Below are 25,721 nucleotides of genomic sequence, written 5' to 3'. Positions count from 1 at the left end.
TTAGATAAATTCGCGCTCGCGCAGCAGTTGCAGCACCTGCTGGACGCCTTCTTCGACAGTGCTGATTTGCGTGTTGATGGTTAAATCCGCATCCTGCGGCACATCGTAGGGGAAGGACTCACCAGGAATATTGTCTTCGCCCGCGGCATATAGACCTTGTGGGTCACGCTCTTGACAGACTTGCGGTGAGGCTTGCACATACACGGTGATTAAGCGCTCTTTACCGATCGAGCTTCGAGCTTGCTCACGCCCTTCCGCATCTGGGGCAACAAAAGCTGCCAGAGTGATTAAGCCCGCTTCGTTAAATTGACGCGCCACCTGTGCCGCGCGACGCCAGTTTTCCGCGCGTCCCGCACGATTCAGCGGCAAACCTTTATTGATATCGTGACGCAAGTTTTGCCCATCTAAGACATACACCGCGCGGCCGGTATCAAACAGCTTGCGCTCAACCGCATAAGCCAGCGTGCTTTTCCCCGCGCCAGATAAACCACTGAACAATACCGTGACCGCTTGCTGACCCAGACGCAAAGTGCGCTCGTCACGGCTGACACGGCTTTTCGCAATCACTCGCTTACCGCCCGAGGCGCTATCAGGGGCAATAATCATCCCAGCGCCCACAGTGATGTTGGTCAGGCGATCAATCACAATAAAAGCACCGGTGGTGCGGTTGGCTTGGTAATCATCCAGTGCGAGCGGCGCATCGAGGCTGATTTTAACGCGGCCCACTTCATTGAGCTGCAAGCTGCTGGCGCTATTGTGTGCCAGCGTATTCACATCCACTTGGTGCTCAATGGCCGAGACGTTGCCCGGAATATAGCTGGTGGCACGTTTGAAATCATAACGTTTGCCGGGCAGCAGCGGCTCTTCGCCGAGCCACACCAACATGGCGTCAAAATGGTCACTGCTGCACAGGGTATCTTGCGCGCTAACGATTAAATCGCCGCGGGAAATATCAATTTCATCTTCTAGGGTTAGGGTAATGGCTTGGCCGGCAATCGCCTGTTCCAGTTCGCCATCAAAGGTGACAATGGATTTGACCTGACTGCTGCGCCCGGATGGCAGCACGGTAATGGCATCGCCTTTACGCAGCGAACCCGAGGCTAAAGTGCCGGCAAAGCCACGGAAATTCAGGTTCGGTCGATTGACATACTGCACCGGAAAACGCATATCGCGATGGTTAAGATCACCGCTGACATCGACGCTTTCCAAAATCTCCATCAAGGTTTGCCCCGCATACCAAGGCGTGTGTGCACTGCGATTGACCACGTTATCGCCTTTCAGCGCCGACATGGGGACAAAATGCAGGGACGAGGTATCCAGATTAATTTGCTTAGCAAAGGCGAGGTAATCGTCTTTAATCTCGTTATAGACCTGCTCGTCGTAGTCTTTGAGGTCCATTTTATTAATGGCCACCACTAAGTGACGAATACCCAACAGCGACGCAATATAGCTGTGGCGGCGGGTTTGGTTTTCCACGCCGTGGCGGGCATCGACCAAAATAATCGCCAGATCACAAGTCGAAGCGCCGGTGGCCATATTGCGCGTGTACTGCTCGTGGCCTGGGGTATCGGCAATGATAAACTTGCGCTTAGTGGTGCTGAAATAGCGGTAGGCCACATCAATGGTGATGCCTTGCTCGCGCTCTGCTTGCAGGCCATCGACCAGCAGCGCTAAATCAACCTCTTCACCGGTGGTGCCGACTTTTTTCGAGTCGCGGGTGATGGCTTCTAGATGGTCTTCGTAAATCATTTTCGAGTCGTGCAGCAGGCGACCAATTAAGGTACTTTTGCCGTCGTCGACGTTACCGCAGGTTAAGAAACGTAGCAGTTCTTTGCGTTCGTGCTGAGCCAGATAGGCAAGGATATCCTGGCTGATTAGTTCAGATTGATGACTCATGATGCGGATTCCTTAAAAGTAGCCTTGACGTTTCTTTTCTTCCATTGAGCCGGCACCATCGTGATCGATGACACGGCCTTGGCGTTCTGAAGTGCGGGTGAGCAGCATCTCTTGGATGATCTCTGGCAGTGTGGTCGCTGTGGATTCCACTGCACCGGTCAGCGGGTAGCAGCCGAGGGTACGGAAACGCACCATTTTCTTCTGGATGCGCGACTTTTCTTCAGCGCTGAGGTGCTCAAGAATGCGCTCATCATCGATCATAATTAACGTACCATCACGCTCAATCACCTCGCGCTCTGCAGCGAAATACAGCGGCACAATGGGAATGCCTTCCAAGTAGATGTATTGCCAAATATCCAGTTCAGTCCAGTTCGACAGCGGAAACACGCGGATGGATTCGCCTTTGTTCACCTTGCCGTTGTAGATATTCCACAACTCTGGACGCTGATTTTTTGGATCCCAGCGGTGTTTGCTATCGCGGAAAGAATACACACGCTCTTTAGCACGGGACTTTTCTTCATCGCGGCGCGCACCACCAAAGGCGGCATCAAAACCATGCTTGTCGAGGGCTTGCTTTAGACCTTCGGTTTTCATGATGTCGGTGTGCTTGGCGCTGCCGTGCACAAAGGGGTTGATGTCTTGCTCTATGCCGTCTGGGTTGGTGTGGGTCAGCAGATTTAACTCAAACTCGGTGACCATTTTTTCACGGAAGCTGTACATCTCTTGGAATTTCCAGCGGGTGTCCACGTGCATCACTGGAAATGGCAGTTTGCCGGGATAAAAGGCTTTGCGCGCTAGATGCAGCATGACTGCTGAGTCTTTACCGATGGAGTAGAGCATGACGGGGTTGTCGAATTCGGCAGCGACTTCACGAATGATATGAATGCTTTCGGCTTCGAGTTGTTTTAGATGGGTCAGTGTATCGGCCATGCTGTACTCGCTTTTGTAGTGATGTGGCTTTGATTGTGCTTATGGGTTTTTAAGTAAGATGCGGAGCACTTTAGCATGGCGATTGGTTCTAACGAAGTCGCTGCTGAGAACAAAAAGGCATAGATATATAAACGGTAACGCATGGTTGCTTGCTAGGTTAAGGTGCTGCGTAGGGCAGTTATGTGTCTATCGTACTTCGCAATTGGTGTTTATCCGTCGATGAACCCGTCCGGGGTTCAACTCCGGCGCTGCGCCATCCATGGCTACGCTCGTCACCCCAACTGCGAAGCACTGATTGATCATCTTTATGGTCTGCATTACCGAGTAAGTCTCACTCTCAGAGCCTTTGCACGGTACGGCATACGCATAGCTGTTTGCTAAGTTAGCGACATGCTGGGGATGGTTATGTGCTTACCGTGCTTATCAGTTGGGCCTTTTGGTGGGAGTTATGTGTCTATCGTACTTCGCAATTGGTGTTTATCCGTCGATGAACCCGTCCGGGGTTCAACTCCGGCGCTGCGCCATCCATGGCTACGCTCGTCACCCCAACTGCGAAGCACTGGTTGATCATCTTTATGGCCTGCATTACCGAGTAAGTCTCACTCTCAGAGCCTTTGCACGGTACGGCATACGCATAGCTGTTTGCTAAGTTAACGACATGCTGGGGATGGTTATGTGTCTACCGTACTTCGCAATTGGTGTTTATCCGTCGATGAACCCATCCGGGGTTCAACTCCGGCGCTGCGCCATCCATGGCTACGCTAGTCACACCAACTGCGAAGCACTGGTTGATCATCTTTATGGTCTGCATTACCGAGTAAGTCTCACTCTTAGAGCCTTTGCACGGTACGGCATGCGCATAGGGGAAGTTGCTATGGTGCTTTAGAAGGTGCTTTTAAAAGACCTTTCTAGAGTGTATATTGCTTGAGAGTTATACAGCTTTAATTAACTAGAGGGCAATGAACATGGTGCAACTCACACCTTTATTGGCTGATTTATCAGCATCAGTGACTGAGCTAAAAAAAGACCCCATGGGAATTATTCGCAGTGGGTTGGGGGAGACTGTGGTTATTCTTAACCGCAATGAGCCTGCTTTTTATGCTGTACCCCCAGCACAGTACGAGCTAATGATGCAGTTGATTGATGATGCGCACTTGGCGCAGCTTGTTAAGCAGCGGCAGGACGATCCAGTGGAGATGGTTGATATTGACGACCTTATCCAGCAAGCCAGCAGTATCAGTAGCTAAAATGTACCAGTTAGGTTTTGGCCGTCAGGCGCGTAAAGAGTGGGATAAGCTGAGCAAACCTATTCAGCTGCAGTTTGCTCTAAAGCTGAAAGAGCGACTGAAAAATCCACATGTTAAAAAAGATGCGCTAAGTGGTATGCCGCATTGCTACAAGATTAAGTTACGCAGCATAGGTTTTCGTTTGGTCTATCAGGTTTTGGATCAGACGCTGGTTATCACAGTGGTGGCGGTAGGTAAGCGTGAGCGCAACGAGGTTTATCGTAAAGCGCGGGAGCGTCTGTAAATATTAGCGACATGCGGAAGGCAGTTATGTGTCTACCGTGCTTAGCAGTTGGGCCTTTTGGTGGGAGTTATGTGCTTATCGTACTTCGCAATTGGTGTTTTCCGTCGATGAACCCATCCAGGGTTCAACTCCGACGCTGCGCCATCCATGGCTACGCTCATCACCCCAACTGCGAAGTACTGATTGATCATCTTTATGGTCTGCATTACCGAGTAAGTCTCACTCTCAGAGCCTTTGCACGGTGCGGTAGAGACCAAGCTAGCTATCACACTGGATTATCACACTCCACATACTGGTGCTCGATGCCAAAGCGCTCGGCGAGCCATGCGCCTAGGGCTTGTACGCCGTAGCGTTCGGTGGCGTGGTGGCCGGCGGCGAAGAAACTGATGTTATTCTCCTGCGCCTCATGGAAAGTGCGCTCCGAGACCTCACCAGTAATAAAAGCATCGGCCCCAGCCGCAATCGCGTGCTCGATATAACCTTGCGCCGCACCGGTACACCAAGCCACTCGTTGAATCGGGCGCTGATGATCAATGACCAAAGGCGCGCGATCCAGCGCAGACTCAATCCGCGCAGCAAACTCAGCGGCAGACAGCGGGACTGCCAGCTCACCCAGCAAACCCACATTGCGCGGATTATCCGGCTCTAAAGGCCCAGTCACCGTCAGCCCCAAACGCTGCGCAAGCTGCACATTATTGCCCACCTCAGGATGCACATCCAAAGGCAGGTGATAAGCCAAAAGATTAATATCATTGGCCAGCAAGGCTTTAATGCGGCGCTGCTTCATACCAATCACGCGCTGATCTTCACCTTTCCAAAAATAACCGTGGTGCACTAAAATTGCGTCGGCTTCAAGCTCAATGGCCGCATCAATCAAAGCTTGGCTGGCAGTCACACCACTGACAATACGCTTAATCTGCGCCTTGCCTTCCACTTGCAAACCGTTCGGGCAATAGTCACTGATCGCGCTGACATTTAAAAAGTTTTCCAGAGTTTGGATTAAAAGATGACGTGCAACTGACATAATGTGTTCCTTAATGTGAATGGGCGCTGCTTTAATCTGTGCGAGCACTCTATAATGCGAACTATTAGCAAAATCTATGCAGCCTCAGCGGCGAAAGCAAGACACACAATAGAGAATGCTGTGAATCGTAATAAACACATCCGCTGGTTAGATGCTTGTCTTTTTACCCGAGTGATTGCTTCAGGAATGTTCTATGCCGCAGCTTTTTAAAAATTATGGCTGGCCACTATTGGTGGGTTTATTGGTTGCGCTGATCTTGATCCAGCGTTACCCGCAATGGGTTGGTTTACCCAATGCCGGGCTTAATTTACAGCAAGCACCGCTGTATACCAGCAACGGCGTTGGGCCGGCGTCCTATGCTAGCGCAGTTAGCAAAGCTTCGCCTGCGGTGGCTAACCTGTATACCGCCAAAGTGGTGAGCAAGCCCATCCAGCCTTTATACAGCGACCCAGCGTTTCGGCGCTTCTTTGGCGATAACTTGCCGCAACAAAAACGCATGGAATCCAGCTTGGGCTCTGCGGTTATCATGAGCAAAGAAGGCTACCTGCTGACGAACAATCACGTCATCGCTGGTGCCGATCAAATCATTGTCGCACTTAAAGATGGCCGCGAAACCTTAGCGCGTGTGATCGGCAGTGATCCAGAAACCGACTTGGCCGTGCTAAAAATAGACTTACCGAATCTCCCAGCCATTACCTTGGGGCGCTCCGACACTATTCGCATCGGTGATGTGGTGCTGGCCATTGGTAACCCCTTTGGCGTGGGGCAGACTGTCACCATGGGCATTATCAGCGCCACTGGGCGTAATCAGTTGGGCCTCAATACCTACGAAGACTTTATTCAAACCGATGCGGCGATTAATCCCGGTAATTCTGGCGGTGCTTTAGTGGATGCGCAGGGTAATTTGCTGGGTATCAATACGGCCATATTTTCCCGCACTGGCGGCTCGCAGGGCATTGGTTTTGCCATTCCGGTGAAGCTGGCCATGGATGTTATGGGCTCCATTGTTAAGCATGGCCAAGTGGTGCGCGGCTGGTTAGGCTTAGAAGTGCAGGCGCTGACTCCAGAGCTGGCAGAATCTTTTGGCTTGCTCGACAGCCCCGGTATTTTGGTGGCCGGCGTGTACCGTGATGGGCCCGCGGCGGCGGCGGGCTTACAACCCGGTGATGTGATTCTTAAAATCGCTGAAGAAGACGCACGGGATGGCCGCACCTCGATGAACCAAGTGGCGCGCATGCAGCCGGGTGCAAAAATTAAACTAGATATTTTACGCAACGGCCAGCCGCGTATTTTAACCGCCACCATTGGCATGCGGCCGCCATCGGATTGATCACAGACACAGCATTTAGCTACACATTGCTAGCCCTCGGAGACACGGCGACCGAGGTTAAAAGTATTTTAGGAGATTTAAGTGAATAGGCTTCAACTGTTGATTTTTGACTGGGACGGCACCTTAGTGGACTCGATTATGCGCATTGTTGAGGCGATGCACACCGCTGCGGATAGTTGTGGCGTGCCGCGCTGCAGCGATGACGAGGTTAAAGCCATTATCGGCCTGGCCATGCCGCAAGCCTACGATGTGCTCTATGCCGAGGCTGACGATGCCCAGCTGAAACAACGTTTTATTCAAAGCTACAGTGATGAATACATTCGTTTGGAAGAGCAGCCTTCAGCGTTTTATCCGGGTGTGCTGGATGCGCTGGAAAACTACCGTAGCGCCGGTTATCAGTTGGCGGTGGCCACAGGTAAAAGTCGTCGCGGCCTGCATCGGGTGTTAAGCGGGCACAACATGGTGGATTACTTTGAAATTACCCGCTGCGCCGATGAAACCCGCAGCAAGCCTGATCCCTTAATGCTGCATGAAATCCTCCAGCACTGCGCCGCCCGTCCCGAGCAAGCCATTATGGTGGGCGATTCACCCTTTGACTTGCGCATGGCCAACAATGCCCAAGTAGCCGGCGTAGCGGTAAGTTATGGGGCGCAGCCGCTCAGCGTTTTGCAGCAAGAAAACCCCGTTTTAGCCATTGATCACTTTTCTGAGCTGAGCAGCTGGTTGCAGCAACAACCCCATAGCTTGCTCAAAGGAGACTAGGCATGAGTAACCCCAGCGGTAATCAGCCAAGCGATCCTTGGACCGACGACAGCTACCTTAATCAATCCACCCAAAGTGCAAAGGACCCCGCCATGAGCGACAACAATGTAGATAGCAAAACTTGGAAGCTGCTTGAAAAAGCAGTACTGGCTAGCGTCAGTGAACAGCGGCGCTCACGGCGTTGGGGCATCTTTTTTAAAGTCCTGACCTTTGTGTATTTATTTGGAGCCTTGGCCTTGTTTTCACCCTTAATGGGCGGCGGCAAGGGCGTAACCGACGGACCACATACCGCCTTAATTGAAGTGCGCGGCATGATTGCCGACCAAGAATCCGCCAGCGCCGATAATATTGTCAGTGCTTTGCGTAAAGCGTTCGACGACAAAAACACCAAAGGCCTAGTGCTGCGCATCAACAGCCCAGGTGGTAGCCCTGTGCAGTCCGCTTATATCTATGATGAAATCTTGCGCTTACGCGGCCTGCATCCAGAGATCAAAGTCTATGCCGTAATCAGCGATTTAGGCGCGTCCGGTGCTTATTATATTGCCAGCGCCGCCGATGAAATCTACGCGAACAAATCCAGCCTAGTCGGCTCCATTGGCGTCACCGCCGCAGGTTTTGGTTTTGTCGGCGCCATGGATAAACTCGGCATCGACCGCCGCGCCTACACCGCAGGCAAACACAAAGCATTTTTAGATCCCTTCCAGCCACAAAACGCAGAAGAAACCGCCTTCTGGGAAACCGTACTGCAAACCACCCACAGACAATTTATCGACAGCGTCAAACAAGGCCGCGGCGATCGTTTGAAGTATCAAGACAACCCAGAGCTGTTTTCTGGCTTGATCTGGTCCGGCGAGCAGGCCTTAGGCTTAGGCTTAATCGATGCATTTGGCAACAGCAGCTACGTGGCCCGCGAAGTGATAGGGCACACTGAAATCGTCGACTTCACCCTAGAAGAATCACCCTTCGACCGCTTCGCAAAGAAATTCGGAGCCAGCATCGCTGAACGCCTCGCCATCTGGATGGGCTTCACAGGACCGCAGTTGCGTTGATTTAGGGCATGGATATATGGTGCGCGGCGGGCTTCAGAGCACTGCCGTGCGCTTTAATTTGTATGAGATAGCTAAACTTGAGCCAGCTAGCATTAATAGCAGTGCAAAGCAGTAAAGCAGTGATATTGTTATGCCATTAGCTATTGTTACGAAAATAGCTTAAAGTTCAGCGCGAATTAAATAATACTGCCTATAGCTTAGCTCGCAGTGCTACTTATTAGAGCAACAGGCAAGCAGTCCAAGTCGATTTTCATCACCTCATTTAAAAGGATACTAATGATGGGCGCACCAACTCCAAACCAAAACACTCAGCAGCAACATAACTCTGACGAGATTGATCTTGGTGAACTAATGATGCGTGTGTGGGCCACCCGTGGCCGTGTAATCGCCAGTATGTTTATCGTTTTTGCTCTGTTTGCCTGCTATGTGGGTGTGAGCTACTTTACTGAATACAAAACAGTACGCTACAGCAACGTATTTGACTTAAATTTCGAAGGTTTAAGCAAGGGCCAGTTTCCTAATGGTTCGCGCTTTAATATGAGCGATATCACCAGTAATGCTGTACTGGGCCGCGTTTACAAGCAAAACAACCTCGAAGAATACGGCATCAAGCTTGATGAGTTCCGCCGCTCAGTTAGCATCATGCCGTATGCACCGAATGCCGAGTTTATTCGCCTCAAATACCGTGACCGTCTCGGCGCTAAAGGCTTAAGTGCAGCAGAAATAGCTGACTTAGAAAACCAAATGAGCAATGAGCTCAACGCTGCGCGCAGCAGTAGTATTCGCATTAGTTTCACCCTGCCAGAAAAAGAAGCCTTGCCTAACACAGTCGCTGAAAAAGTCCTGCTGGATATCAGCAAGGTTTGGGCCGAGCGCGCCATTAACGAAGTGGGTGTACTTAAGCCAGCAGTATCGGTTTACTCAGAGCGTATTTTTAACAAAGAGCGTTTTGAGAACTTGGACTACTTACTGGGCATCAATTTAGTGCTGGATAGCATTGACCTGGTTCGCGGCAATATCACTAAGCTACAGCAAGAGCCCAACGCCAATACACTGGTTGAAGATCAGAGCGGCTTCACTTTAGCTGACTTAGATAAAGCCATTCGTGATATCGCTGAATATGATATTCGCCAAATTGTTGATCCGATTGACGAGTTAGGCATTACCCGTAACGAAGCTGTGGTGCGCCTGCATTACTCACGCATGTTAGCTGACCTCAAGCGCGATAAAGATATGTGGTTGGAGCGTGCAAGCGTCATCCGTACGGTACTGAAAGGTTATAGTGCCGAATCAAGTACACAAAGTGAGATTGCCAGCGGTGCACAAAATAACTTAGTGCCGCAATTAGGTGATGCGTTTTTGGATCGCTTGTTAGAAGTATCACGCCAAGGCAGCGACTTAGAGTTTCGTCAAAAGCTGACACTAGAAATGCTGGCCTTTGAAAATAAAGCCATCGATATCGAGCAGCGCATTGATACCGTGCGCCGCACTTTAGCGACATTGAATAATCGTGACAAAAAAGCCAGTGAGTTCCGTGATGTTTATATCGAAATTGTCGAAGAGCAACTGCCCGTGGTTTTAGAGCAGTTGCGTGAGTACACGCGAATCATGAATCGCATGTATGAAAAACTCGGCAAACAAGTGGCTGGTAACGTTAGTGAGCTGATTAGCCCAGAGGGTGGTTCGTACGAAGTGACTAACACGCGAGTTATCAGTGCTACTGAAATAAAAATGCTTGCTGTACTGTTGGTGCTGACTGCTTTTGTAAGCGTATTGCTCAGCTTGCTGCGCGATGCTATGCGTGAGCGCAAAAAATAATAGCTCAGCACTTGAAAGTGATGATGGTTGACACAGGTTCAGCGTTAATCGTTAGAAATATAGAACTTTACCTAGCTTTTACGCTCAATAACCCCGTTAATACTAAGGTCAGCGTAATTGGCCTAGCAAAAAAGCTTGCCTACGCTTAATATACGACCCGTTCACACTTTGGTGAAAGGGATGTTTTATTTGGCTTAGCAGCAGAACGTCCAAATACGCTGATAAACAATCAAGGAGCAGCAGTGAGTTCAAATATCCCCGTGCCACATCAGTCTAATAATGCTGCGCATGATGCAGATGAAATTGATCTGTTCGAGCTGTTTCAGTCGATTTGGCAAGAAAAAATTCTTATCATTATTATCACCGCAGTGGTCACAGTGCTGGCGCTGATTTATGCGCTGACCAGTACGCCCATTTATCAAGTGCAAAGTATCGTTAAGCCTGCGCCAACCAAAGACCTCGACGAGCTCAATGGTGCCGGTATCTATAAGCTCAGCCCAGCAGAAGCACTGGTGCAGGTGGGTGCGAGCCTTGAGTCTTATGAAACCCGCCTAGGCTATTTCAAAGCCCATCAAGAGCTGTTTGAACCTCTGCTATCGCCAAACAAAAGCGTTGAGCAAAACTTTGAGCGCATCAACCGTGAATACATTAAAATTTTAAAAACCGACGCGAAAAAAGATGAAAGCTTTGCCAATTACGTCGGTATCCAACTGCAGTACCCCAAAGGAATGGATGGTGCCAAGATTGCCAACGGTTTTGTTGAACATGCGGTTAATTTAGAAAAAGAACGCATTGCCGCCAGTTTGGAAGTGGTGATTAACAATCAGCTCGATCGTCTACGTCGTAAAATCAGCAATGCACGGGCAGGCTATGAAGCCAGTAAAGAAGCACAGATTGCTCAGCTCACAGAAAAAGATGTATTGAAAAAAGCCAAGTTACAAGATGAGTTGGAAGTTTTGCGTGAAGAGCTTAAGGTGCGTCGTCAAAACCGTATTATGCAGCTGGACGAAGCAATCACTATTGCTACTGCTTTAGGTATTAAAAAGCCAGCAACCCCATCCTCGCTAGCCAATGAAACACGCACTTCAGGCAGCGTGATTCGCACCGAAGTAAACAGCCAGCAAAACCCGCTATATTTTATGGGTACAGAAGCGCTGAATGCTGAGCGCGATGCATTAATGGCCCGTGAAAACGATGACTTCACCAGTGGCCGCATTGTAGAAATTAATACAGCGCTTAAACTGCTTGAGCACAATCGTCAGATTGAAGTGCTGCAGGCCCGTGAAAACGAAGATCTATTCCTAGCGGAGCTGGCGGAAAACCGTAAAGAAATTTCACGTTTAAAAAACTTGCAAGTTAATATGGATAAGCTGAATTTAGTACGTGTCGACCAAGCTGCAGTTGAACCGACTGCACCAATAAAACCTAAAAAATCCCTAATCGTCGCCGTAGGTATAGTACTTGGCGGTATGCTCGGCGTCTTTGCTGCACTGATCCGCAGCATGATCCGCAAGCGCAAAAACGCTGCATAGATCGCTTAGCCGTATAGATTGATTATTGGTAGATCGCCCATTTATGGGCGACAGAAAACAGGATAAAAGGCAATGAACGCTTGGTACCTCCTGCATTGCAAAGGAAAGCAAGAAGAGCGTGCGCGCCTGAATATTGAAAACCAAGGCTACACCACCTGTTTACCACAGATAAAACGCCAGAAAATAGTACAGGGCAAGCGCGTCGAGCAGATCGAACCCTTGTTTCCAAATTATATTTTTATCCACCTCGACAGCAGCACAGCAAATTTTAACGCACTACGCAGCACCCGCGGCGTCAATGGCTTTGTCCGCTTTGGCGGCATGCCAGCGACAGTACCCGCACAAGTGATGGAGCTAATCCTTGCTATAGAACAAGAGAGCCTAGACAAACCCGAGGTACACTGCGTATTCAACTCAGGCGACACAGTACAAATAACCACAGGGCCATTTGCAGGCTTAACCGCCATTTATAATATGCCCAAAGGCGAAGAGCGCTGTTTAATATTTTTAGACATGCTCGGCAAGCAACAACGCATAGAAATAGACGAGGCAGCTCTACGCAGCGAACCGTAATCTGCAGGCAAGCCCTGTAGGTCACCTATTCTGTAGGTCGTCCCTTTAGGGGCGACAACACAAAGGCAAGGCCCGACTGTAGGCAACAAAACAACACAGCAACACCCTCAGCGCAGGCCATTCCCGCGCAGAGCGTTCAAAGAAATAACCCAATAGCAACACGGCACACTGGGAGCCATAACTCATGGGCGGTAGCGTGCCCAAACGCCGACAATGCGAACTTTAGCTCGTGAGTGTTGCGAGTGTTTATTCGGTATTGCCAGCGTTCCAGCGGTCATTGCTAGCGCTCCCTTGTCATTGCGAGGAGCGTAGCGACGCGGCAATCCACCTCGCAAACCACGCGGATACAAGCAGCGCGCGGTGTTTAACCATGGACTGCTACGGCCTCGCAGAGACAGTCTAGCAAATAACAAGCAACCTATTTGGCTGCGCCTTATGCACGCCAAAGCAAACTGAATAGTGATTTAAATGAAAATTCTAGTAACCGGCGGCGCAGGCTTTATTGGCTCTGCAGTCATTCGCCATATCATCGACAACACCCAAGACAGCGTTGTGAATCTTGATAAGCTCACCTACGCCGGTAATTTAGAATCCCTCACCGAAGTCAGCGATAATGAACGCTACGCCTTTGAACAAGTGGATATTTGCAATCGAGCAGAGCTCGACCGCGTATTCAAAGAACACCAGCCTGATGCAATCATGCACTTAGCCGCTGAAAGCCACGTTGATCGCTCCATTGATGGCCCTGCAGAGTTTATTGAAACCAATATCGTTGGCACCTATACCTTATTAGAAGCTGCCCGCGCGTACTGGGATGAGTTAAACAGCGAGCGCAAGCAAGCATTTCGTTTCCATCACATCAGCACCGATGAAGTGTACGGTGACCTTCCACATCCAAATGACGAAGACTCTAACGCTATAGACGGGCAAGACTTGCCATTGTTCACAGAAACAACCGCTTATGCCCCCAGCTCCCCCTATAGCGCCAGTAAAGCCAGCTCTGACCACTTAGTCCGCGCTTGGCTGCGTACCTACGGCTTCCCCACGCTGATTACCAACTGCTCCAACAACTATGGCCCATTCCACTTCCCGGAAAAACTCATCCCTTTAGTGATACTTAATGCCCTAGAAGGCAAGCCACTGCCCATCTACGGCAAAGGCGACCAAATACGCGACTGGCTCTATGTAGAAGACCACGCCCGCGCGCTATATAAAGTCGTCACCGAAGGAAAAATAGGAGAGACCTACAACATCGGTGGCCACAGCGAAAAACAAAATATCGAAGTAGTCGAAACCATCTGCGCCATTTTAGATGAGCTACGCCCCCGTGAGACTGCCACGTCGCAAGCTCCACACAGTGACGATGAGGTCATTGCGAGTAACAATGAGGTCATTGAGAACGTCCCTCCAGTCATTGCGAGCGCAGCGAAGCAATCCACCGCTTCCAGCTACAAATCCCTAATCACCTACGTCACCGACCGCCCCGGCCACGACCGCCGCTACGCCATCGACGCCAGCAAAATCGCCAACGAACTCAACTGGCACCCCGAAGAGACCTTCGAATCCGGCATCCGTAAAACCGTGCAGTGGTACTTAGATAACCAACAGTGGTGCAAAAACGTCCAAGACGGCAGCTACCAGCGCGAGCGCTTAGGAGCTTTGTAATGGGGTATAGGTAACTTTTAGCTTTATTAAAGAGTAAAAAAGCCAGCCTAGAAAAATAAATGAGGGAGTAGTTGAGGGAGTAAGTGAGCAGGAAAAAATACTGCTTGAATTGATCGGCTCACATCCCGGTAAACGCACACCCTATTACGCCGAACAGATGCAGACCTCCAGAAAAAATGTTGAACGTTGGTTAAAACCCCTACGCGATAACAAACATGTAGAATTCAAAGGCTCGCCCAGAACGGGTGGCTATTGGCTCACTGATTAATTCATACACATTACAATCAAAAGACACTATGCATAATTCAAAGCTCAACAACATCAAAGGAATTGTCCTAGCGGGCGGGTCAGGCACACGTTTGTACCCGATCACCAAAGGCGTTTCTAAGCAGCTACTGCCGATCTACGACAAGCCGATGATTTACTATCCATTATCGGTTCTGATGCTGGCGGGGATTCGCGATATTTTATTAATCAGCACGCCAGAAGACATCAGCGGTTATCAACGCCTGTTGGGTGATGGCAGTGAGTTTGGCATTAATCTGACCTACGCTGAACAACCCAACCCTGATGGTCTCGCGCAAGCCTTTATTATTGGTGAAGAGTTTATTGGCGACAGCAATGTGTGCTTAGTGTTGGGCGATAATATTTTCTACGGCCAAGGCTTTGGCCCCATGCTACGTAAAGCGGCGGCCAAGCCCAGTGGCGCGACGGTATTTGGTTATCAAGTGAAAGACCCGGAGCGCTTTGGTGTGGTTGAGTTCGATGAAAACCAGCGCGCTATTTCCCTTGAAGAAAAGCCACTGAAACCAAAATCACACTATGCTGTAACCGGCCTGTATTTTTACGATAACGATGTGGTGAAAATCGCCAAACACGTGCAGCCATCAGAGCGTGGCGAGTTAGAAATCACCAGCATCAACCAAGCCTATCTAGAGCGCGGCGACTTAGACGTTGAGTTGCTTGGCCGTGGCTTTGCATGGCTGGATACCGGCACACACGAAAGTTTGCTTGAAGCCGGCATGTTTGTAGAAACCATTGAAAAACGCCAAGGCTATAAAATTGCCTGCTTAGAAGAAATTGCCTTTAATAACGGCTGGTTAAGCAAAGAAGACTTACAACGCATAGGCCAGCAGCTAAGTAAAAATAGTTATGGGCAGTATTTATTAGAATTAATCCAAGAATGAAACCTATGATTCCTGTAACCAAAGCCTATCTACCCAACAAAGATAAATACAAAGCTTATGTTGACCGTATTTATGAAAGCGCTTGGCTCACGAATAATGGCAGTTTATTGCAAGAGCTAGAGCAGCGCCTAAAAGAGTATCTAGGTGTTAAGCATATAATACTGGTCGCTAATGGTTCGTTTGCTTTACAGCTTGCTTATAAAGCGCTAGAGCTAAAAGGTGAAGTCATCACCACACCATTCAGCTTTGCCGCCACCACCAGCACGTTAGTGTGGGAAGACTTAAAGCCCGTGTTTGTTGATATAGACCCTAACTCGTTCAACATTAACGCAAGCCTGATTGAAGAAAGCATAACGCCTGAAACCAGTGCCATTTTACCTGTGCACGTATTCGGTAACCCTTGTGATGTTGAAAGGATTCAGCAAATAGCAAAAGCACACAATTTAAAAGTGATTTACGACGCAGCACATGCCTTTGGATCTGAATATAAAGGAAGCAGCGTGCTCAATTATGGCGACATCAGCACGCTCAGCTTTCATGCGACCAAGCTGTTTCATACTATCGAAGGTGGCGCGGTTATTACTAACGATGACGAACTCGCAAAAAAAGTAAGGCTGATGACGAATTTTGGCATCTCTAGCCCCACCGAGATAAGTTCGGTGGGTACCAACGCCAAAATGAACGAATTTGAAGCAGCCATGGGCTTGTGTGTATTAGACGAAATAGAAGAAGTTAAGGCTGGCAGACAAAACGTTTGGCAGAAGTATCAAGCAGAGCTACCAACCGAACAGTTAACCTTCCAATCCTGGAATGAACACAGCCAAAATAACCACGCTTACGCACCGGTGTTATTTGGTTCGGAAGTTGAACTGTTAAAAGCCGAAGCTAACTTAAAAGAAAATGGCGTGTTGCCAAGGCGCTACTTTTATCCAAGTTTAGATACTTTGGAGTATTTAAATTCAAATAAAGTGTGTGCAGTCTCTAGAAGTATAGCAAGTAAAATACTATGTTTGCCTATACATCCTGGACTAAGCGGCGAAGATATAAATATAGTAGTCAACAGCATAGTAACAAATTAGAATGGGCTGCTTGACGAGAGGTTATATTTAAATGTTTAAAAAGGTTACCCGGCTCAATGATAAATATATTGGTCATCTCTGACAACGTTGAACTTGTTTCGCATATGCAGACTTTGCACAAGAAATTAAAAGGTATTGATTTTAAGATAGATTATAGATTTAGTGTGGTCAATAAAAATCCTGATGGTCTATTAAGCTTAGGTATGACATGTGTTGATGTAAAAGACACTGAGGCAGTTGCAAGTATAGTTAACAATTATGATCTTGTTATATCGGCGCATTGTAAGCAAATTTTTCCTAAAGAGCTTGTTGAAAACGTTCGGTGCATAAATATCCATCCAGGATTAAATCCTTATAATAGAGGCTGGTATCCACAGGTTTTTTCAATAATTAATAAAATGCCTATAGGTTGCACGATTCATGAAATGAACGAGCATGTAGACCATGGGGCTATTATCTATCAAAGAAGAGTTGATGTTTATTCCGATGATACAAGTCTAGAGGTTTATAATAGAGTTCAGAATGCAGAAAAAGAATTGCTAAATGAGTATTTTAAATCATTGGTTCTAGGCAGCTATAAAGCGACAAAAATGAAGGGTGACGGTAACTATAATGGAATAGAAGATTTTAATAAGCTTTGTGAATTGGATTTAAATCATTATGGAACACTTAGTGAGCATCTGGATATATTGAGAGCGTTGTCACATGGTGAGTTTTCAAATGCATATTTCACAAACTGCTCTGGTGATAAAGTCTATTTAAAATTGGATTTTATCCATAGGCGTATGAAGTGAGTCTATTGAGACATAATGTCATAGCCAGCTACGTCAGCCAGATCTACGTAGCTGGTATAGGCATTCTTATTCTGCCTTTATACATTAAATATATGGGGGCAGAAGCCTATGGTTTGGTAGGCTTTTTTACCATGCTGCAAGCATGCTTTGCGTTGCTGGATTTAGGTCTCACTCCGACCATTGCTCGTGAAACAGCTCGTTATCATGGCGGTAAAAGCTAGGCTTCCAGTGAAAACTTTAATGCCCCTTTAGATGCTAAGCTTGATTATCGACAAAGTTATTCGCAAGAAGGGATTGAGTTGTTTTGGAGCCGCTTTCTACAAAGCAGACCTGACTGCCTACTATCGTTAAAGGAAGTGTTAGAATGTTGGTGAATAAATAAAATATTTATTGAACAGCAAAATAAAATTTTTGACGTGTTTAGAAGCAATATGGGCGTATTTTTCTCAGAAAGCTCTACTAATCTTTTGATACGGTCACATTATGCTAATAGCCACAAGGGTATTATTTACGAGTTTACCCCTGACTTACTTTCTAATTCAACGACTGATAGTTTTAAAGGCTATTCATTAAAAGTAGATTATGCGAAAGACAATGAATATGAATTACTTTCTTATGCCTTAATAGGTAAGCTAAAACAAGACCAGTTTGTAACCGAACAGTTAACCAAAGCCAATGACTGGGCTTATGAAAAAGAATACCGCTTTATTGATTTAAATGGTAATGGCAATAAACCGTTTAAAAAAGATTCATTAAGATCGATTGCTTTCGGTGTAAAACACCTAAAGAAGAAATAACTAGACTACAAGAATTGTGCAAAGAAAACGGCTTTGAGCACATGACCTTTAACAGGCTAGTATTTCACTTGGAGAGTTTAAGATAACGCTGGTTAATATCTGAAACAAAACAGACCTACTATTTTAATAGCTTGTTAGTTAATAATAGCTACAAGTTATACAATAACCAACTGATTTTAAACAACCAAAAATAAAAGAAACAAATGAAAAAAATCCTTCACATTACAACTGATAATAAATTTATTAGTCATGCTTTATCAACATTCGAAAGTGTATATCCTGATAAAAATATAGTTTGGATGCTTAATGGGGTTGGAGAACCTAATGCTGTCGATGATAAGTATGATGAGTCCTTTTCTTTTTTAGATACTTTCAGGCCTTCTTTTATTAAAAAATTAAAATATTTTGATTTAGTTGTGCTTCATAATTTTGATGTTTTTTGGTTCTCATTAACCTTTTTGGCCCCTAAAGGTACTAAGTTTGCTTGGCTGGGATGGGGGTTTGATTATTATGATTATATCCACAAGAATCCAGACGATTTGTTGCTGAGTAAAACTTTAGAATTCAAACTAGAGAGCCGTAAAAAGAAACGAAAAAAAACAACCCTAAAAAAGTTAGTTAAAACTTATATTAAGTTGCTCTTGCATAACATTATTAAGCCTAATGCATTAAAACGAATTGGAAGCTTCTCTCCTGTTTTAAAAGAAGATTATGATCTGGTTGCTAACGCTAAACTTATACCTCATTTGCCGAAGTTTATGCCATGGAATTATGGCAGCTTAGAAGAAAATTTAATAAAAAATTTTATTGGCCTGCGAGTGAATGGAGAATCTATTTTAGTTGGTAATAGTGCTTCTTTTACGAATAATCATATTGATATTATTGATTTGCTCAGCAAGTTTGATTTAGCAGAAGGTGTTAATATTATTGTTCCACTAAGTTATGGCGATGAAGACTATAAAGATAAAATTACTGAGACTGGACGTTTAGTGTTAGGAACATCCTTTCAGCCTGTTGCTGACTTTATGCCTATAGATGAGTACGTTTCTTTAATAAAGCAGTGCGGCTATGTAGTGATGAATCATAAACGTCAGCAAGCTGTAGGTAATATTGTGATTATGCTGTACTTAGGTGCAAGAGTTTTCCTACGAGAAGAAAATCCTACATATACAATGCTAAAAAAAGAAGGGGCTATTGTAAACACAGTGCAGGAGCTTGAATTAAATCCTGACTTGCTTAAAACACCGCTAACTGAAGATGAAATACAGAAAAATATAGAGATTCTTTATAAGCATTGGTCTAAAGAAGCAATAAATACCAAGACTAGAAACTTAGTTGAATTTCATTTGGGTGCTTACAGTGACACCTAAAAAAATAGCCGCATTTGCACTCGGTCCTATAGGTGGAGCCTTTTTAGGTTTGATAACTCTACCTATAGTCGCTTGGCTGTTCTCGCCAGACGATATTGGTCGTTTAAGCATGATGCAAGTGACGATTAGTTTTTCCATCTTGCTATTTAGCTTAGGCCTAGATCAAGCTTATGTGCGTGAGTTTCATGAGGTTGAAAATAAGCCAGCACTGCTCAAAGCAGTATTCTTACCTGGGTTTATCTTATTGTCCTTGGCTTTGACTGTTTTATTACTATTGCCATGGTCCATATCAGGTATATTGTTTGGTATAGATTCGAGTTGGTTAACAGGGTTGTTGGTTGCTGCAATATTTTTATCGTTTTTCTCACGGTTTTTAAGCCTCATATTGCGCATGCAAGAAAAAGGTTTGGCTTTCTCTATGAGTCAGGTCTTACCGAAGCTTTTGTTTTTGATGGTTATAGCTACTTATCTTTTGTTTAGTGTCGAGGCAGTTTTTAAAAACTTAATGATTGCTAACTGGCTGTCTTTATTAGCTGTCTTCTTGGTTTACTCTTGGAATACTCGACGCGATTGGTTACCAGCATTAACGGCTAGCATCGATAGAGCTAAGCAAAAACAGATGATTCGTTTTGGTCTTCCCTTAATAGGCAGTGGTATTGCTTTTTGGGGCTTAACCGCAATGGACAAGTTTTTCTTACGAGGCTTTTCTTCATTTGAAGAACTCGGTATTTACTCAGTTTCTATCAGCTTTGCGTCAGTTGCATTGGTCTTTCAAGCTGTGTTTTCAACGGTTTGGGCACCTATTGTGTATAAGTGGGCTGCTGAAGGTATTGACCCTGATAAAATTAAAAATGTAACCGACTATTCAACATTAGCAGTGATAACAATATGGTCACTGGCGGGCATGTTCTCATGGCTCGTCAGTTTTATACTGCCTGAGCAGTATGAGCGTGTGCAGTATATTTTGCTGGCGGCTATGGCTTATCCATTGCTATATACGCTTTCAGAAGCGACAGGTGTAGGTATAGGTGTTCAGCGCAAAACTAATTTTGCCTTGCTAGCAGCTGTTGTGGCACTCGTGTTAAATGCGATTGGTAACTGGTATTTAGTACCCAAGTACGGCGCAGCCGGTGCAGCGGTTGCGTCTGCTGTTGCCTTTCTTGCGTTCTTTATTGTACGGACAGAAGCCAGCGCACGATTATGGCAAAGCTTTGAGCGGGGCAGGATGTATGTGCTGGTCGTTGTCATGGTTGTGCTGAGTGGCGTTGTTAACTTTTTACCAATGAGTTCTGTTGCTATATTTTTTATATATTTGGTGGTGCTTGTGAGTGCTGTTTTTCTGTTCAGGAAGCAGTTTTTTGAGTCATTTGAATATATTTTGAGTTTTGTAAAAAGCAGAAAGTCTGTAGATAAGCAGATTAAAGATTAATTATCTTAAGGGCCTATCAAGTAGCCACTAAAAAAACCCTTGATAGGGTGGTTTTTGCAGACTGTAAAAGTCAGTTTGAGTTTCTGATAGCTGTGAGAGAAGTAGTAAAACTATAGTGAAATCACTACAGGGAGGTAGGTATGTATGAAACATTTTTTGCGCTATCAGATTTCTGGTATGGTTTTTATTGGTTGGGTTTTAATTCTTTATATTGCTACTCATCATGGTTTTTCTACTGAGAGCTTAAAATCATTTTTTATTCAAAAATATAATTTTGCGTTAGGTGGCTTACTGACTGCATTGCCAATTGGGATTTTAATTCATCAGCTTTCTGTGCTGATAAAAAATTGGTTTATGACTTATATTAGTGATGTTTTTAGTGATTTTCCAAAAAAATACTACCTCGATAGTTTTGATGAGCCTAATAGTAAAAAGTTGAATATATTTTAGAAAGAATAAGTAATTTAAATTCTTTTTATTACGTTAGGTTTGATAATAGTTTTCTTACACTGTTATTGTTAATTATATTCTCCTGCCATTTCTTTGGTTTTAACCCACTATGTCACTGGTGTGTAATTTGGATAATGTTTTGCTTGGAGGAATAGCAGTAATTTATATATTTCAGATTCATGAAGAAATGCAGTGGTATCTTAAAAGTCTTAAAGATATTAATAAAGTAATACTGTTAGAATAAAGTTGTTATATTTTTTTGCGGTTTTTTTATTTTATAAAGTATTGACTAGTATGATAATGAATGATTTTACAGAGCTGATTTACGATCCAAGTAAACCAGGGGCATGGGGTGTAACTCGGCATCTTCAGTTTTATAACTATTTAAAAAATCATATCGCCCAGCAAGTAAAAGTATATCTACCAAGTTTGCCGATATACGTAATTGAAGAGTGTTTATCCGATATTTTTTGTAGCGAGGAGAATGATGATGATTTGCTAGAGAATGATGATGGCTATCTTGAGGGTGAGTTAGGAATTGACTCTGATCTTTATCGAAGTGTTTTTGAAGTAAGAGATGTTTTAGAAGGGCAAGAAGTGCTCTTGGAAAACATCACATTTCCACCGCAAAAAACTGGTAACGATCCCGACTACAACAAGTTATTTGAGCCCTTAACCTGTTTGGTTTTTAAAGATTGCAGTTTCTACTGCAATAATATTTCTTTTTACTATCCGCAAAATGATATTTATTTTGAAGGGTGCAGTTTTCATAAGCACTTTTACACTGATTTTAATTTTTCTTTAGTTTTAGAAGGTGCATTATTTAAAAGTTGTAATTTTCAGCAGGGCATTACTCTTAAAGGTATACCTTTTGAAGGTGGGGCTGTTTTTGAAAGCTGTACAATTTCATTATTAAAAATTGAAAATACTAAATTAAGTGTTGCTGTATTTGGTAAGGCTGGATATTACTCACCTAGCACTGCTGATGAAGTTTATATTTATAATTCCACGCTTGAAGAAGACTTTATCCTTAACCTTGCAAACCTATCAAAGATACAGTTTGTAGACAGTACGTTTAAAGGAAAAGCTAACTTAACAGCCTGTTGTATCGAAGACTTACAAGTGACAGATACGGTTTTCGAAAAAACCTTTGATTTATCAGCTTCAGTCGTTCAGCGTGTTAACTATACCGGAGTAGAATTCGAGAGTTTTGCGTTGTATGAGCGCGCTACTTTTGGTAATAAAAATTCGTTGTTAAATCACGATCAATTTGCTGAGTTTGAACGAGTGAGTTTTCACAAGACAGCTAATTTTAGAGATGCGGTTTTTTACATACCTGTTGATTTGCGTAATACGGTTTTTTTACAGACACCCACATTTTTAGGTAGTATTTTTAAAAGCGAAGCAAAGCGGCAGACAGATCGAGAAACCTTTCGCATCATCAAACAGTCATTTGTTGCAGTGAGTAATCAGATCGAAGCAGACCGTATTTATGCTTTAGAAATGGAAGCTTACCGGAGCGAACTAAAACGAAATAATGGTGATCTTTGGGATGTTTTTTTGCTGAACTTCAATGCATGCATCTCAAACCATGGGCAAAGCTATATAAGAGCTTCATGCTGGCTTTTTGTTTGCATGAGCTTAATAGCCTTTGTCTTGGCCAATGATCAGTTAGAAAACCAATGGATACCCACTTACATTTCCATGCCTTATTGGTGGCTAAGTATGACGCAGATCTTGAATGGGTTTGCATTAGGTTTCTTGCCTTTCAGCAAGCTGTATGAGGATAGGGAGCATTTAGCTTTATTTATCATGCTGGCCACCTTTGGGTTATCTGGTATTACTTGGCAGCTATTGGTGGCCTTAAGAAGACATAGTAGGAAATGAGTAATATCAATGCCTAAAACAATCTACGAAAACCTCACAAGACTTAAACACCGTTTAGGCATCCAGCCCATCAACACCGGTCAGCAATTGAATTACCGAGGCATCGTTTCCGACGACATCGAAGCCCTGCATGCAATGAGAAGTATAGAGGGCGACTGCATCAACCTAATGAGTGGCGTGGAGTTTAGCCTGACTGAGTACCGCGGCCAGACTCAAGACTATGGTAACTGTCTATCTGGCTTGGACCGTATTCAAGACGATCATAAGCTTTTTGCTGCCTTGTGCCGCTCTGTTTATTTTAAACAAGCCTTAGCAACTCACCCAGTTGTCATGCAAATGCAAGACCTTGCACTGGATTTGGATCCTAGAACGCAGTCTTTACCAGTCTGCATGAATTTAGAAGGCATAGCGCAACACTACGGGCTGGCCACTGAGTATTTAGATATCACCAATAGTTTTTCGGTGGCCAGTTTCTTTGCTACTCAGCGCTGGGATAGCAAAACGAAAAAGTTTGAACCCATGCGCGCGCAATCGAAACCCGGTGTGATTTATAAGTTTCATCCTGCTTTTTTGATGAGCCCACCAATGGGTTGCAATGAAATGCCTTATATCCCAGTGGGCTGGCAACCTTTTCCACGGCCAGAACAGCAACGCGCTAATGCAATACGGCTAAAACCCGGTGAAGACTTTACTAAATCTATGCCTGTTGTTAAGTACAGATTTCAGCACAGCCGTAATCAGTCTAAGCGCATTTATGAAGAGTTTGAGGGCGGCGACAAACTCATGCCAGCTGATGATCTTGCTAGTTTTTCTGATAGCTTAGAGGCAAGAAACTGCTTTCCTCAAAGCACGCTAGATCTAGCCTTTCAGAGCTATGGCAAACGTAAGCAGCCTCAAGATACAACCGCTAAACGCCAAAGCCTCATGGCCAAGGCCGGTATCACGCTAGAAGAGCACGACAGTTTCAAAACGCAAGAGTGGACTTTTAAGCAAGAGGCATTCGATGCGGAGATTCAACGGATGCTGAGTAAAGTACGCACAAGAATGGTTTATTATCCACCGAGCTAGTTAGGTTTTTAGATTTAATAGCGTCTGTAGGTTTATTGATATGCATCACTTATCACACATAAATATTCATAACTTTTTTCATGTAGTGACGTTAAGTTGGCTTTGAGTAATTGCACACCTATTTTTGACAGGCCCCGAAAGATAGCGTTAGCTATCGAGAGAGAGTCAGATAAATACAACAATTCCGCTGCAGCCCCCTATAAATAAGCTTAAAAAAGAAAAGCCACATTGATGGGTAGATTCTTTACTTAAAGAATAGTGAGTACAAACGCTGTACAATCCCACCTAATATTTCTATCTCCAAATATCAGAACACATTATGAAAATTGCAGTAGCAGGCACAGGTTACGTTGGTTTATCCAACGCTATGTTATTAGCCCAGCACCATGAAGTGGTTGCTGTTGATATCCTTCCAGAAAAAGTTGCTTTGTTAAATGCGAAGCAGTCACCTATTGACGATGCAGATATAGTGCATTTTTTAGTCAACAAACCGCTTAACTTTAGCGCCACTCTGGATGCGCAAACAGCCTATAGCAATGCTGACTTTGTGATTATCGCCACACCCACGGATTACGATCCGAAAACCAATTACTTCGACACCAGCAGTGTAGAAGCGGTTATAAAGCAGGTATTAGCCATTAACCCCCGAGCGGTGATGGTGATTAAATCGACCGTACCCGTTGGCTATACCGCGCAGCTTAAAAAAGCTCTAGGGAGCGACAGCATCATTTTCTCGCCAGAATTCTTACGAGAAGGCAAAGCGCTGCATGATAACCTTTATCCGTCGCGGATCATTGTTGGTGAGCAATCAGAGCGTGCGCAGACTTTCGCGAACTTGTTGCTTGAAGGCGCTATAAAGAAAGACGTTTCTCTGCTTTTTACCGACTCCACCGAAGCTGAAGCCATAAAACTCTTTTCTAACACCTATCTAGCCATGCGCGTCGCTTATTTTAATGAGCTAGACACTTACGCACAAACATACAGCTTAGATACTAAGCAAATCATTCAGGGCGTCGGGCTTGACCCACGCATTGGCGACCACTACAACAATCCATCCTTTGGCTATGGCGGTTACTGCCTGCCCAAAGACACCAAGCAACTACTGGCTAACTACGATGAAGTGCCTAGTAACTTAATCAAAGCCATTGTCGATTCTAATCGCACCCGTAAAGACTTTATTGCTGAAAGTATCTTACAGTTTATTGCTGAACTGCAGGTCATATCTGGATCTGATGTTAAGCCCGTTGTGGGTATTTACCGCTTAGTAATGAAGGCTGGTTCAGATAATTTCCGTGCTTCAGCTATCCAGGGTGTGATGAAGCGGATTAAGGCAAAAGGGATTGAAGTTGTGGTGTATGAGCCAGCGCTGAAAGAGACGCACTTTTATAACTCACTGGTTATTAACGACTTGGAGGAGTTTAAGGAAGTGAGTTGTGTGATTGTGGCAAATCGGGTTGTGGATGATCTAATAAATGTTGAAGAGAAAATATTTACTAGAGATCTATTTGGATTAGATAGTTGACTTTAAATGTGGGTTTTAAATATGAAGAC

23 protein-coding genes are annotated in these 25,721 nt (G+C 45.1%); 20 read left to right on the top strand and 3 right to left on the bottom strand.

Annotation, left to right across the window (positions count from 1 at the left end; translation table 11 throughout):
• On the bottom strand, positions 1-1,896 hold the full coding sequence (cysN, locus tag O6P33_RS12155) for a sulfate adenylyltransferase subunit CysN (RefSeq protein ID WP_269818038.1): 1,896 nt from the start codon (positions 1,894-1,896) through the stop codon (positions 1-3).
• 12 nt (positions 1,897-1,908) lie between these two features.
• Positions 1,909-2,826 carry a sulfate adenylyltransferase subunit CysD gene (gene cysD, locus O6P33_RS12150; RefSeq protein ID WP_269818037.1) on the bottom strand — a complete coding sequence of 306 codons (918 nt, stop codon included), beginning with the start codon at positions 2,824-2,826 and terminating at the stop codon, positions 1,909-1,911.
• A 959-nt stretch (positions 2,827-3,785) separates the two neighbouring features.
• Between cysD and O6P33_RS12145 the strand changes: the two genes are divergently transcribed.
• Positions 3,786-4,073 (top strand): type II toxin-antitoxin system Phd/YefM family antitoxin, encoded by a 288-nt coding sequence (locus O6P33_RS12145; protein WP_269818036.1) that lies wholly within the window; start codon positions 3,786-3,788, stop codon positions 4,071-4,073.
• Between the two features lies 1 nt (position 4,074).
• Complete coding sequence (locus tag O6P33_RS12140; protein ID WP_269818035.1) at positions 4,075-4,356, top strand: type II toxin-antitoxin system RelE family toxin; 282 nt, start codon at positions 4,075-4,077, stop codon at positions 4,354-4,356.
• Positions 4,357-4,621: 265 nt separating this feature from the next.
• Here the strand turns inward: O6P33_RS12140 and O6P33_RS12135 are convergent, their stop codons facing one another.
• Positions 4,622-5,380, bottom strand: coding sequence for a Nif3-like dinuclear metal center hexameric protein (locus tag O6P33_RS12135; protein ID WP_269818034.1), 759 nt, complete (start codon positions 5,378-5,380; stop codon positions 4,622-4,624).
• A 193-nt stretch (positions 5,381-5,573) separates the two neighbouring features.
• Here O6P33_RS12135 and algW point away from each other — a divergent pair, with 193 nt between their 5' ends.
• The 18 genes from algW (at position 5,574) to O6P33_RS12045 (ending at position 25,692) form a co-directional block, all read left to right on the top strand.
• The gene (gene algW / locus O6P33_RS12130; RefSeq protein WP_269818033.1) at positions 5,574-6,710 is read left to right on the top strand and encodes a Do family serine endopeptidase AlgW; all 1,137 of its coding nucleotides are present in this window, start codon (positions 5,574-5,576) and stop codon (positions 6,708-6,710) included.
• An 81-nt stretch (positions 6,711-6,791) separates the two neighbouring features.
• Positions 6,792-7,472, top strand: a complete 681-nt coding sequence (locus O6P33_RS12125; protein WP_269818032.1) for an HAD-IA family hydrolase — start codon at positions 6,792-6,794, stop codon at positions 7,470-7,472.
• 92 nt (positions 7,473-7,564) lie between these two features.
• On the top strand, positions 7,565-8,521 hold the full coding sequence (gene sppA, locus O6P33_RS12120) for a signal peptide peptidase SppA (protein WP_269819529.1): 957 nt from the start codon (positions 7,565-7,567) through the stop codon (positions 8,519-8,521).
• A 279-nt stretch (positions 8,522-8,800) separates the two neighbouring features.
• On the top strand, positions 8,801-10,339 hold the full coding sequence (locus O6P33_RS12115) for a hypothetical protein (RefSeq protein ID WP_269818031.1): 1,539 nt from the start codon (positions 8,801-8,803) through the stop codon (positions 10,337-10,339).
• Positions 10,340-10,581: 242 nt separating this feature from the next.
• Positions 10,582-11,871, top strand: coding sequence for an LPS O-antigen chain length determinant protein WzzB (locus O6P33_RS12110; RefSeq protein WP_269818030.1), 1,290 nt, complete (start codon positions 10,582-10,584; stop codon positions 11,869-11,871).
• Positions 11,872-11,943: 72 nt separating this feature from the next.
• Complete coding sequence (gene rfaH, locus O6P33_RS12105) at positions 11,944-12,444, top strand: transcription/translation regulatory transformer protein RfaH (RefSeq protein WP_269818029.1); 501 nt, start codon at positions 11,944-11,946, stop codon at positions 12,442-12,444.
• Positions 12,445-12,912: 468 nt separating this feature from the next.
• Complete coding sequence (gene rfbB, locus O6P33_RS12100) at positions 12,913-14,109, top strand: dTDP-glucose 4,6-dehydratase (protein WP_269818028.1); 1,197 nt, start codon at positions 12,913-12,915, stop codon at positions 14,107-14,109.
• 320 nt (positions 14,110-14,429) lie between these two features.
• Positions 14,430-15,296, top strand: a complete 867-nt coding sequence (gene rfbA / locus O6P33_RS12095) for a glucose-1-phosphate thymidylyltransferase RfbA (protein WP_269819528.1) — start codon at positions 14,430-14,432, stop codon at positions 15,294-15,296.
• 5 nt (positions 15,297-15,301) lie between these two features.
• Positions 15,302-16,375 carry a DegT/DnrJ/EryC1/StrS family aminotransferase gene (locus O6P33_RS12090; RefSeq protein ID WP_269818027.1) on the top strand — a complete coding sequence of 358 codons (1,074 nt, stop codon included), beginning with the start codon at positions 15,302-15,304 and terminating at the stop codon, positions 16,373-16,375.
• 56 nt (positions 16,376-16,431) lie between these two features.
• Positions 16,432-17,169, top strand: coding sequence for a dTDP-4-amino-4,6-dideoxyglucose formyltransferase (locus tag O6P33_RS12085; RefSeq protein ID WP_269818026.1), 738 nt, complete (start codon positions 16,432-16,434; stop codon positions 17,167-17,169).
• The gene (locus O6P33_RS12080) at positions 17,166-17,390 is read left to right on the top strand and encodes an oligosaccharide flippase family protein (protein WP_269818025.1); all 225 of its coding nucleotides are present in this window, start codon (positions 17,166-17,168) and stop codon (positions 17,388-17,390) included. The genes O6P33_RS12085 and O6P33_RS12080 overlap by 4 nt, the downstream gene beginning before the upstream one ends.
• 210 nt (positions 17,391-17,600) lie before the next feature.
• Positions 17,601-17,966, top strand: coding sequence for a DUF2971 domain-containing protein (locus tag O6P33_RS12075; RefSeq protein WP_269818024.1), 366 nt, complete (start codon positions 17,601-17,603; stop codon positions 17,964-17,966).
• Positions 17,967-18,169: 203 nt separating this feature from the next.
• The gene (locus O6P33_RS12070; RefSeq protein ID WP_269818023.1) at positions 18,170-19,336 is read left to right on the top strand and encodes a TDP-N-acetylfucosamine:lipid II N-acetylfucosaminyltransferase; all 1,167 of its coding nucleotides are present in this window, start codon (positions 18,170-18,172) and stop codon (positions 19,334-19,336) included.
• Entirely contained in the window at positions 19,326-20,765 is a 1,440-nt protein-coding gene (locus O6P33_RS12065; RefSeq protein ID WP_269818022.1) for a lipopolysaccharide biosynthesis protein, read from the top strand. The genes O6P33_RS12070 and O6P33_RS12065 overlap by 11 nt, the downstream gene beginning before the upstream one ends.
• Before the next feature lie 144 nt (positions 20,766-20,909).
• The gene (locus O6P33_RS12060; protein WP_269818021.1) at positions 20,910-21,215 is read left to right on the top strand and encodes a hypothetical protein; all 306 of its coding nucleotides are present in this window, start codon (positions 20,910-20,912) and stop codon (positions 21,213-21,215) included.
• Between the two features lie 300 nt (positions 21,216-21,515).
• Positions 21,516-23,102, top strand: coding sequence for a hypothetical protein (locus O6P33_RS12055; protein ID WP_269818020.1), 1,587 nt, complete (start codon positions 21,516-21,518; stop codon positions 23,100-23,102).
• A gap of 9 nt (positions 23,103-23,111) precedes the next feature.
• Complete coding sequence (locus tag O6P33_RS12050) at positions 23,112-24,170, top strand: FRG domain-containing protein (RefSeq protein WP_269818019.1); 1,059 nt, start codon at positions 23,112-23,114, stop codon at positions 24,168-24,170.
• 319 nt (positions 24,171-24,489) lie between these two features.
• A complete protein-coding gene (locus tag O6P33_RS12045) occupies positions 24,490-25,692 on the top strand; it encodes a nucleotide sugar dehydrogenase (RefSeq protein ID WP_269818018.1) in 1,203 nt (400 codons plus the stop codon).
• The last annotated feature ends 29 nt before the right edge of the window (positions 25,693-25,721 follow it).

Origin of the sequence: Denitrificimonas caeni (assembly GCF_027498055.1) — a bacterium.
In the GTDB taxonomy this organism is placed as follows: Bacteria; Pseudomonadota; Gammaproteobacteria; order Pseudomonadales; family Pseudomonadaceae; genus Denitrificimonas.
The sequence above is the reverse complement of the archived record's forward strand: the minus strand, read 5'-3'. Positions and strand labels throughout refer to the sequence as shown.

Excerpts from the sequence above, each read along its gene's own strand:
- cysN (WP_269818038.1), bottom strand. The coding sequence starts at position 1,896 with ATGAGTCATCAATCTGAACTAATCAGCCAGGATATCCTTGCCTATCTG.
- O6P33_RS12075 (WP_269818024.1), top strand. The coding sequence starts at position 17,601 with ATGGGCGTATTTTTCTCAGAAAGCTCTACTAATCTTTTGATACGGTCA.
- O6P33_RS12135 (WP_269818034.1), bottom strand. The coding sequence starts at position 5,380 with ATGTCAGTTGCACGTCATCTTTTAATCCAAACTCTGGAAAACTTTTTA.
- O6P33_RS12090 (WP_269818027.1), top strand. The coding sequence starts at position 15,302 with ATGATTCCTGTAACCAAAGCCTATCTACCCAACAAAGATAAATACAAA.
- sppA (WP_269819529.1), top strand. The coding sequence starts at position 7,565 with ATGAGCGACAACAATGTAGATAGCAAAACTTGGAAGCTGCTTGAAAAA.
- O6P33_RS12050 (WP_269818019.1), top strand. The coding sequence starts at position 23,112 with ATGCCTAAAACAATCTACGAAAACCTCACAAGACTTAAACACCGTTTA.
- rfbB (WP_269818028.1), top strand. The coding sequence starts at position 12,913 with ATGAAAATTCTAGTAACCGGCGGCGCAGGCTTTATTGGCTCTGCAGTC.
- O6P33_RS12070 (WP_269818023.1), top strand. The coding sequence starts at position 18,170 with ATGAAAAAAATCCTTCACATTACAACTGATAATAAATTTATTAGTCAT.
- O6P33_RS12115 (WP_269818031.1), top strand. The coding sequence starts at position 8,801 with ATGGGCGCACCAACTCCAAACCAAAACACTCAGCAGCAACATAACTCT.
- O6P33_RS12145 (WP_269818036.1), top strand. The coding sequence starts at position 3,786 with ATGAACATGGTGCAACTCACACCTTTATTGGCTGATTTATCAGCATCA.
- O6P33_RS12140 (WP_269818035.1), top strand. The coding sequence starts at position 4,075 with ATGTACCAGTTAGGTTTTGGCCGTCAGGCGCGTAAAGAGTGGGATAAG.
- O6P33_RS12060 (WP_269818021.1), top strand. The coding sequence starts at position 20,910 with ATGAAACATTTTTTGCGCTATCAGATTTCTGGTATGGTTTTTATTGGT.
- O6P33_RS12045 (WP_269818018.1), top strand. The coding sequence starts at position 24,490 with ATGAAAATTGCAGTAGCAGGCACAGGTTACGTTGGTTTATCCAACGCT.
- O6P33_RS12085 (WP_269818026.1), top strand. The coding sequence starts at position 16,432 with ATGATAAATATATTGGTCATCTCTGACAACGTTGAACTTGTTTCGCAT.
- algW (WP_269818033.1), top strand. The coding sequence starts at position 5,574 with ATGCCGCAGCTTTTTAAAAATTATGGCTGGCCACTATTGGTGGGTTTA.
- cysD (WP_269818037.1), bottom strand. The coding sequence starts at position 2,826 with ATGGCCGATACACTGACCCATCTAAAACAACTCGAAGCCGAAAGCATT.
- O6P33_RS12055 (WP_269818020.1), top strand. The coding sequence starts at position 21,516 with ATGAATGATTTTACAGAGCTGATTTACGATCCAAGTAAACCAGGGGCA.
- rfaH (WP_269818029.1), top strand. The coding sequence starts at position 11,944 with ATGAACGCTTGGTACCTCCTGCATTGCAAAGGAAAGCAAGAAGAGCGT.